This window comes from Brevibacterium sp. FAM 24630 (assembly GCF_049804075.1).
In the GTDB taxonomy this organism is placed as follows: Bacteria; Actinomycetota; Actinomycetes; order Actinomycetales; family Brevibacteriaceae; genus Brevibacterium.
Map to the genome: position 1 here is coordinate 1 of NZ_JBNBZD010000036.1, position 16,342 is coordinate 16,342.

Below are 16,342 nucleotides of genomic sequence, written 5' to 3' on the forward strand. Positions count from 1 at the left end.
AGAAAAATAATGTTTCTGGCATCACAACTTGTTCAAACAAACACGCTATTGGATTCTCAAACCACAAACACTCACCCATCACCACAACCCAACAAAAAGGGGCGTGTTCACTGGGGGCATCAGTTTCTGTTTGCACTTTTCATCTTGCGATTCGCTGTGCCAGCGGATGTCTACTCTACCTGGTTGTTCGGATCCGTGCAACTCGAAGTTCATCTTCGTTTCACCCGAATCACTCCCGGTGAGAGCGACTGCTGCTGTTCCTTGCGGCCCGGCAGCTGGATCAACATTACACACATCTTCGACCGTGTGCAAAACGGCCTCGCTCAGCGCCTCCAGACCGGTGTCGCCGGCGCCGAGTCCGAGCCGAATCCTCCGCGCTCAGACGCCGAGCGCTCACCGACTCGGATCGTCGGCGGCTACGGCCTCAGGCGACCGGCTGAACGAGTTCCGGGGAGTCATTGCGGACATTGCCGACGGCCTTGCCGACCTTGTGCCGGGTCACGCTCGCCGGGTCCACCTGATCAAGAGTTGCGCTCAGCAGGTTCGGGACCGCGCTGCTGAGAACGCCGGGATCGATCCAGTCATCGATCTGATCGCGGCCGAGGAAGACCGGCATCCGGTGGTGGACATCACTGAGATGTCCGGCCGACTCCATCGTGAGGATCGTCGTCGAGACCAACCACGTCTGGTCAGGCTGCTTCCAGAACTCGAAGAGTCCCGCCATGAACAGAGGATCCTCGCCGGCGGCGCTCATCATCCACGGCTGTTTGCCGTCCTCGGTGGTCTCCCACTCGTAATAGCCCGGGATCGGCAGCGCACAGCGACGGCGCCTGATCGCCTGGCGGAACATCGGCTTGTCGAGCACGGTCTCCGAACGAGCATTGAAGGCCTTGAAGCCGATCTTCACGTCCTTGGCCCAGCCGGGAACCAAGCCCCATGAAGCCGTTTCGAGACGGCGGTGCAGCTGCCCCTCCTCATCGAGGCGTTCGACGACGATCGGCACGAAGGCCCCCGGGGGTACGTTGTAGCGCGGGGTGAAGTCATAGGACACAACGTCCAACCGCAGCTCGTCGGCGAGATCAGCCGGATCGAGGGACATATTGAGTCGACCGCACATGCGCCCATCTTCTCACTTCACTACACTGTCGACAATGGCGGCAGAAGAGAATACAGGCAGCAGACTCGACCCGATCGAAGAGTCCCGTCGGCAATGGCTGGCCCACGGGTGGCACGATGCCGCCGACGGCATGACGACGGTGATCTCGGTGATGAGGATCCACCAGCTGTTCCTCGCCCGGGTCGACGCCGCGCTCAAACCCTTCGCACTCACCTTCTCCCGCTACGAAGTCCTCGCTCTCCTGTCCTTCACTCGAGCCGGAACACTGCCGATGTCGAAGATCTCGGCGCGCATGCAGGTGCATGCGACGTCGACGACGAACTCGGTCGACCGTCTCGAGAAAGCCGGCCTCGTGGCCAGACGCAGCCATCCCGATGACCGCCGCACGACACTGGTCGACCTCACCGAGGCGGGCCGGGAGCTCGCCGCCCAGGCAACCGCGGCCCTCAACGTCGAAGTCTTCGCCTCCCCCGACTTCGCCGGGAGCGACCTCGACTCGCTCCTGCCTCATCTGAAGAGCCTGCGTTCAGGACTCGAGAACCGAAGCTGACCTCGGATCCGGACTCGACCTGTCCCGGTCCGACCTGCACCCGGCCACGGCCGGTCACCTCTTCTGCCCGACCCTGTCCAGGGTCACCTCGGCGAAATTAGTTGGATGTCCAAGTAATTTGGACGTATCGTGGTGCCCATCACCACAAACCTGTCCGACCACTGGAGGAATCATGTCCCACAGTACAGCCGCTGCACTCCCCTTCGGTCTCACCGACGAACAGCAGACCGTCTCCGGGATGGTCCGCGAGTTCGCCGATACCGAGATCGCTCCGCACGCCCTCGAATGGGACGCCGATCACTTCTTCCCCGTCGACGTCATCAAGAAGTCTGCTGACCTCGGGATGGGCGGAATCTACGTCAGCGAAGAAGCCGGCGGAACCGGAATGGGACGGATGGACGCGGCGCTGATCTTCGAAGCGATGTCGACCGGGTGCCCGTCCGTGGCCGCCTACATCTCCATCCACAACATGGTCGCGTGGATGATCGACCAATTCGGCAACGACGAGCAGAAGTCCAAGTACCTCGCGCCTCTTGTCTCCATGGAGCACCTCGGCAGCTACTGCCTGACCGAACCCAACGCCGGCTCCGATGCCGCGGCCCTGCGCACCTCCGCCCGCGAAGACGGCGACCACTACGTCCTCAACGGTGCCAAGCAGTTCATCTCCGGCGCCGGCACCTCCGAGACCTACCTCGTCATGGCCCGCAGCGGTCAGGAAGGGGCTCGTGGAATCTCCGCCTTCATCCTCGAGAAGGACATGGAGGGACTGAGCTTCGGCCCCAACGAGCAGAAGATGGGCTGGCGCGCGCAGCCGACTCGTCAGGTGATCATGGAGAACGTCCGAGTGCCCAAGGAGAACATGCTCGGCGAACCGGGACAGGGCTTCAAGATCGCTATGTCCGGCCTCGACGGCGGACGCCTGAATATCGGCGCCTGCTCGCTCGGCGGCGGACAGGCCGCACTCGAGAAGGCCATCGCCTACATGGGTGAGCGTCAGGCTTTCGGCACCGAGCTCTCGGGATTCCAGGCGCTGCGCTTCGAAGTCGCTCAGATGCAGGCCGATCTGGAAGGGGCACGCTCCCTCCTGTGGCGCGCGGCCAACGCCTACGATGCAGGCGATGCCAACACCTCCCTCCTGTCCGCCATGGCCAAACTCAAAGCCACCGACACCGGCTTCGAAGTCGCGAACAGGGCACTGCAGTTACACGGCGGCTACGGCTATCTGACAGAGTATGGAATTGAGAAGCTGGTGCGTGACCTGCGCGTCCACCAGATTCTGGAAGGCACCAACGAAATCATGCGCGTGATCATCTCGCGCAAGAGCACAGGAGTGGGCTGATATGACAGAACCTTCGACAGAGCAGGCGGACGATTCCGTCATCACCTCGGTGTCCAATGGGGTGGGCCGCATCGAACTCAACCGACCGAAGCTGATCAATGCGCTCAGCCAGGACATGGTCACACACATCGATGACGCGCTCCAAGCCTGGCGCGATGACGACGCGGTCTCCCTCGTCCTCGTCACCGGACGCGGCGAACGCGGACTGTGCGCCGGCGGAGACATCAAGGCCGTATACAACGACATCGTGGCCGGCAGCGACGAGAACGCGAAATTCTGGAACCGCGAATACAAGATGAACTTCGCGATCTCCGAATTCCCCAAACCCTATGTCGTGATCATGAACGGCATCACGATGGGCGGCGGGGTCGGCATCTCCGGTCACGGTTCGCACCGCATCGTCACCGATTCGACGAAGGTCGGCATGCCCGAAACCGGAATCGGACTCTTCCCCGATGTCGGCGGCACGCATCTTCTCGCCAACGCTCCGGGAGAGCTCGGCACCCATCTAGCGCTGACCGGACAGCCCGTCGGCGCCGGTTCGGCGATCGCCCTGGGACTGGCCGACCACTACGTTCCCGACGCGCAGATCCCCGACCTCATCGCCGATCTCACCGCAGGGGGCGACCTCGACACCGTCATCGGCAAGTACACCGCTGAAGCGCCGGCCGATGAACTCGCCGAGGCAGCCGACTGGATCAACGAATGCTACGCCGGCGATGAGGCCGAGGCCATCGTCGCGGCTCTCGCCGCGCACGAGAACCCCGACGCACAGGCCGCCGCAGAGCTCATCGCAACCAAGGCCCCCACCTCGGTGAAGGTGACCTTGGCCGCCGTCCGCAATGCGGAGACGATGACGCTGGCAGAGGTCCTGGAGCAGGACTACCGGGTGGCCGTGACCCTGACCGAGCTGCCCGACCTCAAGGAGGGCATCCGCGCCCAGGTCATCGACAAGGACCGGAACCCGAAGTGGAGCCCGGCTTCCCTGGCCGAAGTCAGCGACGCACAGGTCCAGTCCATCCTCACCACCGATCACGCAGAGAAGGTGTTCTCATGAACGATTTCGAAACCATCCTCACCGATGTCACCGACGGTGTCGCCACCATCACCATCAACCGGCCCAAAGCGCTGAATGCACTCAACCTGCAGGTGCTCACGGACATCACCGAGGCCGCCACCGCATTCGACTCCGATGACGCCGTCAAAGCGATCATCATCACCGGCAGCGAGAAGGCCTTCGCCGCCGGAGCCGACATCAAGGAGATGTCGAGCCTCGACTTCTCCACCGCGTACAAGGCCGACTGGTTCGCAGGCTGGGCGCGACTGACCGATGTGCGCAAGCCGGTCATCACCGCCGTCGGCGGCTATGCCCTCGGCGGCGGCTGCGAACTGGCGATGATGGGCGACATCCTCATCGCCTCGACGAAGGCGAAGTTCGGTCAGCCCGAGATCAACCTCGGCGTGCTGCCGGGCATGGGCGGATCCCAGCGTCTGACCCGCGCCGTCGGCAAGGCCAAATCGATGGACATGTGCCTGACCGGTCGGATGATGGGCGCCGAGGAGGCCGAGCGTTCCGGTCTCGTCGCTCGCGTTGTCGAGCCCGAAGAGCTGCTGACCACGGCCAATGAGATCGCGCAGACGATCGCGTCGAAGTCCCGCATCGCCTCGGCGATGGTCAAAGAAGCGGTGAACACCGCTTTCGAGACGACGCTCGAGCAGGGACTGCGCTACGAGCGCCGGCTCTTCCACTCCTCCCTGGCCACGAACGACCAGTCCGAGGGCATGGCCGCCTTCGTCGAGAAGCGGGACCCGAACTTCACGGATTCCTGAGCTTCACGAGCCCGACTGTCATGGCGCAGACTCTTCCGGGGTCTGCGCCATCGTCGTCTCCGCGCCCCGTCGACGGCACGGTGCGCCACCTCGGCGAGACGGGTTCCACGTGCCCTCGGCGATCGATTTCGACACCACCTCGGCCTTCTGGGGCGGGCGCTTTCGGGACATCTCTGTGCCGTCGAGTGAGGACAGATGTGCCCTGTATCGCATTTAACAATCGTTCAGTTAAAGTGAGGATATGCATTCAACCACTCAAGGAGGCACCATGACCTCACTCACCGATCTGTGTTCCCAGCTGCGCCTGCCTGCCATCGGCTCCCCCATGTTCATCGCCTCCGGGCCCGAACTGGTCAAGGCCCAGTGCCAGGCCGGCATCGTCGGAGCCTTCCCCACCCTCAACGCCCGTCCGGCAGCGATGCTCACCGATTGGCTCGACGAGATCACAGAATCGAACGCGGCCCACACCTCGGCCAATCCCGACCGTCCGGCCGCACCTTTCGCGGTCAACCTCATCGTCCATCGGTCGAACAATCGTCTCGAGGCCGACCTCGCCGAGGTGGTCCGCCACCAGGTGCCGATCGTGATCACCTCGCTGGGTGCCCGGGAAGAGGTCAATGAGGCCGTCCATTCCTACGGCGGCATCGTCCTCCACGACGTCATCAACAACAAATTCGCCCACAAAGCCGTCGAGAAGGGCGCCGACGGCGTCATCGCGGTTGCGGCCGGCGCCGGCGGGCACGCCGGAGCGCTCTCTCCCTTCGCGCTGGTCCAGGAGATCCGGTCCTGGTTCGACGGTCCTCTGCTGCTCTCGGGCGCCATCGCCCACGGCCGTTCGATCCTGGCGGCACTGGCGGCCGGAGCGGACTTCGCCTATATCGGATCGGCATTCCTGTCCACGCCCGAGGCCAATGTCGTCGAGGACTACCGGAAGATGATCGTCGAATCAGCGGCCGAGGACGTCGTCTACTCGAACTATTTCACCGGGGTCAAGGGCAACTACCTGCGCGGCTCGATCGTCGCCTCCGGCCTCGACCCGGACAATCTTCCCGAATCCGATCCGACGAAGATGGACTTCGGTTCCGATCCGGATTCGGATGCCAAGGCCTGGCGCGACATCTGGGGCTCCGGGCAGGGCATCGGGGCGCTCGGAACCCAGCAGACGACCGCGGAGCTCGTCGAGACCTTCGCTGCCCAGTTCGAGGCTGCGAAGCAGGACCTGCGGAGCAAGCTGAGCTGAACCGACCGACCACGTGCCCTCCCTGCAGACCCCATCGCCGCGGACCTGCAGGGAGGGCTTCGTCATTGCGGGTTCGGGCTCAGACTGACGCGCCGAGCGTGCCGGAATCCGCACCGATCAGTCCACAGACGCAGAACACGGCGGGCTCAACCAACAGTTGAGCCCGCCGTGCGTTTCTCGATCGTCACCAGAGTCTTTTCAATCCTCACGACCATCTAGCGCGAAGGCTGCCGACACAACCTCACCTCCGAAGACCAAAACTCGACACGATCCAAAACAACAACGAGTCATGTCGATCAGATCGTCGAGATGATCCCGCGCTCGGTCAGGCGGGAGGCCAGCCCTGCCCCGTCCGGAGCATAGATCCACGGTACGCCCTGGCCGCGACCGTGCCGCTTCGAGCGGCCGCCCGCCCATACGGCCTCACCGACGGTGAGCTGGCGGATGGCCACGGCGGCGACATTCTCCGGATGGTTCTCGACGAACTCTCCGTACACCTCTTCGTCCTTCTGCCCGTCGTCGCCGATGAGCAGCCATTTCATCCACGGGAACTCCCGGGACAGGCGTTCGAGTGTATTGCGCTTGTGCTCCTTGCCCGACCGGAACACCCGCGTCGTCGTCGGACCCCAGTCTGTGAGCAGCAGAGGACCCATCGGATAGAGGTTGCGGGAGAGGAAGCGTTTGATCGTCAGCGCCGAGTTCCAGGCCCCCGTCGACAGGTAGATCATCGGAGTGGCCGGACGCATGAACGTGATCCGGTCGTAGAGGACAGCCATGCCGGCAACAGGCGAGCGAGCATGCTCGCTGAGCACGAAGGTGTTCCACGCGGCGAGGAAGGGACGCGGCAGCGAGGTGACCATGACGGTGTCATCGATATCGGAGATGATGCCGAACGTCGAGTCTTCGCCGATGATCCGCACGGCCGCGGAGTCGACGAGGGAACCGTCGGTCCACAGTTCGATCTCCGTCTCCCCCGGTTCGAAATCGCCGGGGATCACGGTGTCGATGATGCCGCCTCGGTCCGAGGTGACCATGTGCTCTTCGTCATTCACCCGCACCCACGCCGTGTCATTGGCCAGGGGGACGCTGACGAAGGACTTCCAGCCGCGGATGCTGGCATGGACGTCGGCAGCCGGCTGCCCGTTGGGCGTGAGCACGAGGCGTCCGAGGACGCGCACCCAGCCGGTGCCGCCGTACGTGTCGTAGGCGATGACCGTGCGCTGGTAGCTGTGGTCGGTGGCCCGGTTCTGGATCCACCCGTTGAAACGATCCTCCACTCGCGCAGCGGTGTGGAGCATGTCGGGGGTGAGGTTGAGCGGACCCTCCTCGGGCTTCTTCTTCGCCACGATCAGATGAAGCCGATCTTGTCGTAGACCTCGCGCAGGGTCGCCTCGGCGATGGTGCTCGCCTTCTCCGCCCCACGGTCGAGGATGGTCTGCAGCTGAGCCCGGTCCTCGAGCAGCTCGAGCGTACGTTCCCGCACCGGTGTGAGCGTCTCCACGGCCACCTCGGCGAGGTCGACCTTGAGGTGTCCGTACATCTTGCCCTCATACTCGGCGACGATGTCGTCGACCGGGCGGGAGGTCAGGGAGGAGTAGATGGTCAGCAGATTCGAAACGCCGGGTTTGTTCTCCGGGTCGAAGGCGATCGTGGTGCCGTCGTCGGTCACGGCGGATTTGATCTTCTTCGTCAGCGCCTTCGCATCGTCGAGGAGGTCGATGCGGCCCTGCGGGCTCGGCTGGGACTTCGACATCTTCGCGCCCGGGTTCTGCAGATCATAGATCTTCGCAGTCGCCTTGAGGATCTGCGCGTCGGGGACGGTGAAGGTCTCGCCGAACCGGTAGTTGAAGCGTTCGGCGAGGTTGCGGGTCAGCTCGAGGTGCTGCCTCTGGTCCTCACCGACGGGGACGAGCTGCGGGTTGTAGAGCAGGATGTCCGCGGCCATGAGCGCCGGATAGGTGAGCAGGCCCAGGGACACATGCTGCTGCTTCGTCGACTTGTCCTTGAACTGGGTCATCCGGCTCGCCTCCCCCATCGAGGTCGTGCATTCGAGGACCCACGACAGCTGCGGATGGGCCGGCACCTGCGACTGGACGAAGACCGTCGACTTCTCCGGATCGATGCCGGCGGCTATGAATTGGGCGGCGGTGCGCAGCGTCCGCTCCCGCAGATCGGCCGGATCCTGTTCGACGGTGATCGCGTGCATGTTCGCGATGAAGTAGAAGGCGTCGTGCGACTCCTGGTGTGTCACGAACTGCTGCAGGGCTCCGATGTAGTTTCCGAGGTGAAGAGAATCGGAGGTGGCTTGGATACCCGAGACCGTGCGCGGCTGTGAAGAGATCGTCATAGTCCCATGATGCCACCTTCGCCGGCCCGGTCCGCACCTTGGTCCCTCATCCGAAACGGCGAGCCCGCGCTCGAGGGCGCCCCTTGTCCGGAGACGGACCGGATCACGCGGACCGGTTCGGAACGACCGGAATCTCAACGTGACCGCCGACACGAAACGGCACAGTCTGACGGTATAGTGACCTCGCAGATCACATGACTTCCCAAGGTGTCTCACATCTTCCGATCATCTCAACGGTCGGGGTCCAGCGCGGGAATGACTGTGCGATCAACACAACGATGCCAAAGCATCACTCTCAAGGAGGAGGACCATGTCGGTCGAATACGTCAAGACCGAGGATGACCTTCCGCCGGTCGCCGTGGTCGAGAAGCCACGCTGGACACCGGCGAAGATCGTGCTCTGGGTGGCTATTGCCCTCATCGCCGGCGCAGGCTGGTCGATGATCGCCTTCGTGCGCGGCGAGGAGCTGTCGGCGAGCTGGTTCGTCGCCGCCGCCGTCGGCAGCTATCTCATCGGCTTCCGCTTCTACGCGAAGCTCATCGAATGGAAGATCTGCCGCCCTGACCCGAAGCGGGCCACTCCGGCAGAGCTCAACGACAACGGCCGTGACTTCGCGCCCACCGACCGTCGGGTCCTGTTCGGACACCACTTCGCTGCGATCTCCGGTGCCGGCCCTCTGGTCGGACCGATCCTCGCCGCCCAGATGGGGTACCTGCCCGGAACGCTGTGGATCGTCTTCGGCGTCATCCTCGCCGGCGGCGTCCAGGACTACATGGTGCTGTTCTTCTCGATGCGCCGCAACGGCCGCTCCCTGGGACAGATGACCCGCGATGAGCTCGGTCGCACCGGCGGCATCATCGCCTCCATCGGCATCATCCTCATCATGGTCATCCTCATCGCAGTCCTCGGCGTCGTCATCATCAATGCCCTCGCCGAGAGCCCCTGGGGCGTGTTCTCCATCGCCATGACCATCCCGATCGCCGTGTTCATGGGCATCTACATGCGCTACCTGCGTCCCGGCAAGGTCATCGAGGTCTCGGTCATCGGCATCGTGCTGCTCGTCATCGCGATCATCGCCGGCGGCTGGGTCCACAGCTCACCCTTCTGGTCGGAGGTCTTCCACCTCGACAAGGTGACCCTGGCTTGGTGCCTGATGATCTACGGCTTCCTCGCCGCTGTGCTGCCGGTGTGGGTGCTGCTGGCACCGCGTGACTACCTGTCGACATTCATGAAGATCGGCACCATCGTGCTCCTGGCTGTGGGCATCCTCATCGTCAACCCGACCGTGCAGATGCCGGCTCTGACCGAGTTCGCGTTCAACTCCGAGGGTCCGGCGTTCGCCGGTGCTCTGTTCCCCTTCCTGTTCATCACGATCGCGTGTGGAGCGTTGTCGGGCTTCCACGCCCTCATCTCCTCCGGCACCACCCCGAAGCTCATCGAGAAGGAGACCCAGGCGCGGCTCATCGGCTACGGCGGCATGCTCCTGGAGTCCTTCGTCGCAATCATGGCGCTCGTCGCTGCGATCTGTCTCGACAAAGGTCTCTACTTCGCGATGAACGCTGCCGAACCGCTGACCGGCGGAACGGCGCAGGGAGCGGCAGACTTCATCAACAATTCCCTGGGCATGTCCGGAGTCGAGACGAGCCCCGAACTGCTTGAACAGGCGGCCAAGGATGTCGGTGAGGAGAGCATCATCTCCCGTACCGGCGGTGCGCCGACGCTCGCCATGGGGATGGCACACATCCTCCACAACGTCTTCGGCGGGCCCGCCTGGATGTCCTTCTGGTACCACTTCGCTGTGATGTTCGAGGCTCTGTTCATCCTCACCACGATCGATGCCGGAACCCGCGTTGCTCGTTTCATGCTCTCCGATGCGCTCGGCAACTTCTCCAAGCGATTCCGGGATCCCTCGTGGACGCCGGGCGCCTGGCTGACAACCGCCATCATGGTCGCCGCCTGGGGATCGATCCTGCTCATGGGTGTCACCGACCCCCTCGGCGGCATCAATACCCTGTTCCCGCTGTTCGGCATCTCGAATCAGCTGCTGGCCGCGATCGCGTTGGCCGTCGTGTTCGCGATCGTGTGCAAGATGGGCTTGGCCAAGTGGGCGTGGATCCCCGGCATCCCACTCGTCTGGGATCTCGTGGTCACGATGGCCGCCTCGTGGCAGAAGATCTTCTCCTCCGATCCCAAGCTCGGCTACTGGGCGCAGCACTTCGCCTACAAGGATGCTCTGGCATCGGGAGAGACTTCGCTGGGCAACACCGAGGGCGTCGAAGCGATGAGCGCGGTCGTGCGCAACACCTTCGTCCAGGGAACGCTGTCCATCGTCTTCGCACTCCTTGTCGCCATGGTCGTCATCATGGCAGTCTGGAAGTCCATCCAGGCTCTGCAGAAGGGTGCGCTTCCGACCTCGGAAGAGCCCTTCGTCGAGACGAAGCTGTTCGCCCCGTCCGGGCTCATCGCCCGCAAACCCGAGCGTGAGCTGCAGACCCAGTGGGACGACCACCGCGCAGGAAGGCAGAGACAATGAGCACCGCACATCCGCTCGGCCGCATCGCACGTGACCCGTGGGGAGCCCTGCGCCGAGGTGGTGCGTGGCTGCACTGGTATCTCAAGGAGATCATGGGCGAGAACGCCTACCTCCACTACCTCGAATCCTACGAACGGCGTCACGGAACGCGCGAAGGGGCGATGGAAGAGAAAGCGTTCTGGCGCGATCTCACCGATGAGCAGGACCGCAACCCGAAGGCCCGCTGCTGCTGACGCTGTTGATCGGCAGGCCCAGCACAGACAGCTGGGACTGGTGATCGGCGAACTCAGTGGATGAGAAGCCCGGGTGCGGACGACGAGCAGTCGTGCGCACCCGGGCTTCTTCGCTGCCGTCTTTCGACCGCAGGCTCAGGCGGTCGGGGCGGGCAGGTCGTAGTCGATGACCAAAGGGGCGTGGTCCGACCACCGCTCCGCCCAGCTGTCGGCCTTGTCCACGGTGGCCTTCACCGCCGCCTCGGCGAGGGCCGGAGTCGCCATCTGATAGTCAATGCGCCATCCGGTGTCGTTGTCGAAGGCCTTGCCCCGCATCGACCACCAGGTGTAGGGCCCGTCGACGTCCCCGCTGAGCCTCCGGTGGACATCGACATAGCCGACCTCACCGAAGAAGCCGTCGAAGTAGGCCCGTTCCTCGGGCAGGAATCCCGCCTTCTTCCGGTTGGCCTTCCAGTTCTTCAGGTCCCGTTCGGTGTGGCAGACGTTGAGGTCACCGGTGATGAGCACATGGTCCGAGCTCTTCGCCAGCTGCGGCAGCCGCTCGGTCATGCGGTCGAGGAACCGGTACTTGTCCTCCTGCTTGGGGGTGTCGACCTCGCCGGAATGGACGTAGGCGGAGACCAGGGTCAGCAGCGAACCGTCACCGAGGCGGTAGTCCGTCTCCACCCACCGTCCGGCACGATCGAAGTAGCCGTCATCACCGAGGCCCTCCCGGCTGACTTCGGCCTCGGTCCGGGCCATCACCGCCACCCCGGCACGGCCCTTGGCCTCCGCGTCATGGCTGATCGTGGTGTACCCGGTGTCGGCGAGGACACCGTGGGCGATATCGTTGGCGGCCCGCACCTCCTGCAGGGTGATGAAATCGGGTTTCGCCGCATCTATCCAGGTGGGCATCCCCTTCCTCCATGCTGCGCGGACTCCGTTGACGTTGACTGAAGCAATCCGAATCATGTGTTCTATGATGACATGAGCGCACTACCCATCCAGGACAGGGCGATATAGTGTGAGCAATGATGAGAAACTTCAGGAGGCGCCATGGCTGGTGACGAAACGATCGATCTCGAGCAGCTGAGCATCCGACAGCTCGATGAGGTCGACGCCCGTGAGATGCGAGAGTTCCTGCTGGGTGCTCAGGAGAATTTCTGGGGCGACCGCGACCTCAGCCGCGACCATGACGCCTACTGGTTCCGCCAGTTCGTCACGTCCGGCCTGGTGGCCCGCTACCGTTCGGAGATCGTCGGCTATCTGCTCGGCGTCATTCCCCATGACGGTCCGGCCTACATCCACTTGGTCGCTGCACGTACGGATTTCCGACACCAGGGAATCGGTCGTCATCTCTACCAGCATTTCATCGAACATGCTCGGAAGCTCGGAGTGGCTTCAGTGCAAGCGACGACGCTGCCCGAGTCCTCGGGTGCGATCTCATTCCACTCCTCGCTGGGCTTCAGCGGCGAACTCATCGAAGACTACGCCGGTGACGGCGATCCGCGAGTCTTCTTCGAACTCAAGCTGGCCGAGGACTGACCCCACACTCCCTTCTCCTCCCCAGAACTACCTGACGGCGGCCCAGCAACCTCGCGCGAGGTTGCTGGGCCGCCGTCACGTAGCAATTAGGGGGTTGGGGTTGGGGTGGTGGTGCGCTGGGCGGTGTCGACGACGTTCTTGAGCAGCAGAGCTCTGGTCATCGGTCCCACGCCTCCGGGGTTCGGTGACACCCAGGACGCCACCTCGGCGACTGCCGGATCCACATCGCCGACGATCTTCGACTTCCCCGTCTCCGGGTCCGTCTCTCGCGACACACCCACGTCGAGGACGATCGCGCCGGGCTTGACCGACCCGGGCTTGACGATCCGCGCCGCACCGGCGGCCGCGACGATGACATCGGCCTGAGCCAGCAGCTCATCGAGGTTGCGCGTGCCCGTATGCGTCAGCGTCACCGTCGCATTGTGCTCACGCCTGGTCAGCAGGGCACCGATAGACCGACCCACGGTGACTCCGCGACCGATGACGACGACATGTTTGCCGGCCAGGTCGATGCCGTTGCGGGTCATCAGCTCGATGACACCGCGTGGGGTGCACGGCAGCGGGGTCGTGATCTCCGCATTCACATTGAGCACGAGCCGACCGAGGTTCGTCGGATGCAGACCGTCGGCATCCTTGCCCGGATCGATGGCCTCGAGGATCGTGTCGGTGTCGATATGAGCCGGCAGCGGCAGCTGCACGATGTACCCGGTGCACGCGTCATCGTGGTTGAGTTCGTCGATGACGGCCAGCAGCTCGTCCTGGGACACCGTTTCGGGAAGATCGTGGCGGATCGAGTGGATGCCCACCTCCGCACAGTCACGATGCTTGCCGGCGACGTACCACTTCGAGCCCGGGTCTTCGCCGACCAGGACGGTGCCGAGACCGGGAACGATCCCGGACTCGGCCAGTTCCGCCACCGCCTCGGTGAGTTCGGCCTTGATCTGCTTGGCGCAGGCCCTGCCGTCGAGGATCTGTGCACTCATCAGTACTGTTCCAGCCCTTCGTAGAGTGGGAATGAGTCGCTGAGCTTCGCGATTCGGGCGGCGAGCGCCTCGACATCGGCACCGGGCTTGAGCGCCTCGGCGATGACATCGGCGACCTCGGTGAATTCCTCGTCACCGAAACCGCGGGTGGCCAGGGCCGGGGTGCCGATGCGCAGTCCCGAGGTCACCATCGGCGGGCGCGGATCGAAGGGCACGGCGTTGCGGTTGACCGTGATGCCGACCGAATGGAGGAGATCCTCGGCCTGCTGACCGTCGAGTGCGGAATTGCGCAGGTCGACGAGCACGAGGTGGACATCCGTACCACCGGTGAGCACGGTGGCGCCGGCCTCGGCGACATCATCGGCGAGCAGACGTTCGGCGAGGATCTGGGCACCGCGCACAGTGCGTTCCTGACGTTCCTTGAACTCGGCGGACGCGGCGAGTTTGAAGGCGACAGCCTTCGCAGCGATGACGTGCATGAGCGGTCCGCCCTGCTGGCCGGGGAAGACTGCGGAGTTGAGTTTCTTGCCGAACTCCTCCTTGCCGAGGATGAACCCGGAGCGGGGTCCGCCGATGGTCTTGTGCACCGTCGAGGAGACGACATCGGCGAAAGGCACCGGATTCGGATGCAGACCAGCGGCGACGAGTCCGGCGAAGTGCGCCATGTCCACCCACAGCTTCGCATCGACTTCGTCGGCGATCTCGCGGAAGGCCTGGAAGTCGAGCTGGCGGGGGTAGGCCGACCAGCCGGCCACGATGACCTGCGGACGGTGTTCGAGAGCCTTCTCGCGCACCTTGTCCATGTCGATGCGGTAGGTATCAGGGTCGACCTCGTAGGAGGCGACATCGTAGAGGCGGCCGGAGAAATTGATCTTCATGCCGTGAGTGAGGTGGCCGCCGTGGGCCAGAGACAGGCCGAGCATCTTGTCGCCCTGACGGGCCAGAGCGTGCATGACCGCAGCGTTGGCCGAAGCACCCGAATGGGGCTGGACGTTGGCATATTCGGCCCCGAAGAGGCTCTTGGCCCGGTCGATGGCGAGGTTCTCGGCGACATCGACGTATTCGCAGCCCCCGTAGTAGCGCTTGCCGGGGTATCCTTCTGCATACTTGTTCGTCAGCACCGAGCCCTGTGCTTCGAGCACGGCGCGGGGGACGAAGTTCTCCGAGGCGATCATCTCGAGAGTTGAACGCTGGCGGCCCAGCTCGAGGTCGAGGACCTCAGCGATCTGCGGATCGATGTCTGCAAGCGAGGCCTGCATCGAGGTTTCGGTCATGAGTACTCTCCTGTGGCATCCGATGTAGAGGGTGAAACAGGGCGATCTGCCGCCGCGGACACCCGCAGACCATGCTAACAGCGAAGTCCGCGCGCCCACCGCGGCGACCGCCTGCCGAACACCCGATTCGAGGCGGTCGGAACGCGACCATCCGCCTGAGGCGGATCGGACCATCCGGCGGACCCGCATGCCGACACCGGGTCGGTGCGAACCCGGCACACGGTTTAGGATCGAGACCATGAACCGCGAATGGATCCTCAGTGTCACCTGCCCAGATGCGACCGGCGTCGTCCACGCCGTGACCGGAGTCCTTGCAGGGCGCGGCGGAAACATCACCGAATCGCAGCAGTTCTCCTCCCCCGACTCCCGGCAGTTCTTCCTGCGCCTGCAGTTCTCCACCGCCGCCGAGGTCACCGCCGGTGCCCTCGAAACCGAACTCGCCGAGGTGGCCGACCGGTTCGCCATGACCGTGAGCCTGCAGCCGGCGGAGAAGAGGACGAGGACCCTCATCCTCGTGTCGAAGGCCGCACACTGCCTCAATACCCTCCTGTTCCAGCATTCGTCGTCTCAGCTGCCCATCGACATCGTCGGCGTCGTCGGCAACCATGACGATCTGCGGTCGTTGGCTGAATTCCACGGGCACACCTTCCACCACATTCCGATCACGAAGGACACGAAGCCCGAAGCCGAGGCGCGGCTGTCCGCCCTCGTCGATGAGCTCGACGTCGAACTCATCGTGCTCGCCCGGTACATGCAGATCCTCTCCCCCGAACTCTGCGACCGCCTCGAAGGCCGAGTCATCAACATCCATCACTCGTTCCTGCCCAGTTTCAAGGGTGCGAAACCGTACCACCAGGCGCATGCCCGCGGAGTGAAGATCATCGGCGCCACCGCCCACTACGTCACCAGCGACCTCGACGAAGGCCCGATCATCGAACAGGATGTCGCCCGCGTCGACCACAGCCGCGCAATCGCCGACTTCGTCCAACGCGGACAGGACGTCGAGGCGGCGGTGCTGGCCCGCGCGGTCGCGTGGCATGCTCAGGGGCGGGTCCTTATGGACGGACATCGCACGGTCGTCTTCAACTGATACCCCGCCTCGGCGAGGTCATGGCTCGGCCGTCGCCACGCCGTTCCAGAGCGGACCGGTCCGCCTCGGCGAGACTCTGCCGCACCGGAAGCGGCCGATGATGTGTTTCTGACACAACCGCTTTCTTCGCACCCATCCGGCGCGGCTGCCGGGCTTGGGGTGTCATGATTTGAGTAGACAGCAGAACCCGATGAAAGGAAACTGCTGCACATGACTACCAACCAATCCCCGCGGCGGCCCCGCAGAGAGTTCACCTCGGAGTTCAAGGCCGACGCCGTCGCG

15 protein-coding genes are annotated in these 16,342 nt (G+C 64.0%); 9 read left to right on the top strand and 6 right to left on the bottom strand.

The annotated features are described in order from the left end of the window. Positions 1-424: 424 nt before the first annotated feature. Positions 425-1,117 (bottom strand): SOS response-associated peptidase, encoded by a 693-nt coding sequence (locus ACPUD7_RS17050; RefSeq protein ID WP_135537087.1) that lies wholly within the window; start codon positions 1,115-1,117, stop codon positions 425-427. 34 nt (positions 1,118-1,151) lie between these two features. Between ACPUD7_RS17050 and ACPUD7_RS17055 the strand changes: the two genes are divergently transcribed. From ACPUD7_RS17055 to ACPUD7_RS17075, 5 genes are all read left to right on the top strand, one after another. Then, on the top strand, positions 1,152-1,667 hold the full coding sequence (locus ACPUD7_RS17055) for a MarR family winged helix-turn-helix transcriptional regulator (RefSeq protein ID WP_135537088.1): 516 nt from the start codon (positions 1,152-1,154) through the stop codon (positions 1,665-1,667). 172 nt (positions 1,668-1,839) lie between these two features. After that, positions 1,840-3,006: an acyl-CoA dehydrogenase family protein gene (locus ACPUD7_RS17060; protein ID WP_425120577.1), complete on the top strand. Its 1,167-nt coding sequence runs from the start codon at positions 1,840-1,842 to the stop codon at positions 3,004-3,006. A 1-nt stretch (position 3,007) separates the two neighbouring features. Then, positions 3,008-4,063 (top strand): enoyl-CoA hydratase/isomerase family protein, encoded by a 1,056-nt coding sequence (locus tag ACPUD7_RS17065; RefSeq protein ID WP_425120578.1) that lies wholly within the window; start codon positions 3,008-3,010, stop codon positions 4,061-4,063. Further along, complete coding sequence (locus ACPUD7_RS17070; protein ID WP_425120579.1) at positions 4,060-4,836, top strand: enoyl-CoA hydratase; 777 nt, start codon at positions 4,060-4,062, stop codon at positions 4,834-4,836. The genes ACPUD7_RS17065 and ACPUD7_RS17070 overlap by 4 nt, the downstream gene beginning before the upstream one ends. Before the next feature lie 268 nt (positions 4,837-5,104). Beyond that, a complete protein-coding gene (locus tag ACPUD7_RS17075) occupies positions 5,105-6,076 on the top strand; it encodes an NAD(P)H-dependent flavin oxidoreductase (protein WP_425120580.1) in 972 nt (323 codons plus the stop codon). A gap of 296 nt (positions 6,077-6,372) precedes the next feature. On the opposite strand, the gene ACPUD7_RS17080 is transcribed toward ACPUD7_RS17075, so the two are convergent. Both ACPUD7_RS17080 and trpS read right to left on the bottom strand, forming a co-directional pair. Continuing rightward, positions 6,373-7,422, bottom strand: a complete 1,050-nt coding sequence (locus tag ACPUD7_RS17080) for an App1 family protein (protein ID WP_135537093.1) — start codon at positions 7,420-7,422, stop codon at positions 6,373-6,375. A gap of 2 nt (positions 7,423-7,424) precedes the next feature. Next, on the bottom strand, positions 7,425-8,423 hold the full coding sequence (trpS, locus tag ACPUD7_RS17085) for a tryptophan--tRNA ligase (protein ID WP_135537094.1): 999 nt from the start codon (positions 8,421-8,423) through the stop codon (positions 7,425-7,427). Positions 8,424-8,733: 310 nt separating this feature from the next. Here trpS and ACPUD7_RS17090 point away from each other — a divergent pair, with 310 nt between their 5' ends. Further along, entirely contained in the window at positions 8,734-10,956 is a 2,223-nt protein-coding gene (locus ACPUD7_RS17090; RefSeq protein ID WP_425120581.1) for a carbon starvation CstA family protein, read from the top strand. Further along, a complete protein-coding gene (locus ACPUD7_RS17095; RefSeq protein WP_135537096.1) occupies positions 10,953-11,189 on the top strand; it encodes a CstA-like transporter-associated (seleno)protein in 237 nt (78 codons plus the stop codon). The genes ACPUD7_RS17090 and ACPUD7_RS17095 overlap by 4 nt, the downstream gene beginning before the upstream one ends. 135 nt (positions 11,190-11,324) lie before the next feature. On the opposite strand, the gene ACPUD7_RS17100 is transcribed toward ACPUD7_RS17095, so the two are convergent. Continuing rightward, complete coding sequence (locus ACPUD7_RS17100) at positions 11,325-12,140, bottom strand: exodeoxyribonuclease III (RefSeq protein ID WP_425120582.1); 816 nt, start codon at positions 12,138-12,140, stop codon at positions 11,325-11,327. 84 nt (positions 12,141-12,224) lie between these two features. On the opposite strand from ACPUD7_RS17100, the gene ACPUD7_RS17105 reads away from it, so the two are divergent. After that, a complete protein-coding gene (locus ACPUD7_RS17105; RefSeq protein WP_135537098.1) occupies positions 12,225-12,713 on the top strand; it encodes a GNAT family N-acetyltransferase in 489 nt (162 codons plus the stop codon). A gap of 86 nt (positions 12,714-12,799) precedes the next feature. Here ACPUD7_RS17105 and ACPUD7_RS17110 read toward each other — a convergent pair whose 3' ends face one another. After that, complete coding sequence (locus ACPUD7_RS17110; protein ID WP_425120583.1) at positions 12,800-13,696, bottom strand: bifunctional methylenetetrahydrofolate dehydrogenase/methenyltetrahydrofolate cyclohydrolase; 897 nt, start codon at positions 13,694-13,696, stop codon at positions 12,800-12,802. Then, positions 13,696-14,970 (bottom strand): serine hydroxymethyltransferase, encoded by a 1,275-nt coding sequence (glyA, locus tag ACPUD7_RS17115; protein WP_135537100.1) that lies wholly within the window; start codon positions 14,968-14,970, stop codon positions 13,696-13,698. The genes ACPUD7_RS17110 and glyA overlap by 1 nt, the downstream gene beginning before the upstream one ends. 238 nt (positions 14,971-15,208) lie before the next feature. On the opposite strand from glyA, the gene purU reads away from it, so the two are divergent. Beyond that, entirely contained in the window at positions 15,209-16,060 is an 852-nt protein-coding gene (purU, locus tag ACPUD7_RS17120) for a formyltetrahydrofolate deformylase (RefSeq protein WP_425120584.1), read from the top strand. Positions 16,061-16,342: the final 282 nt, after the last annotated feature.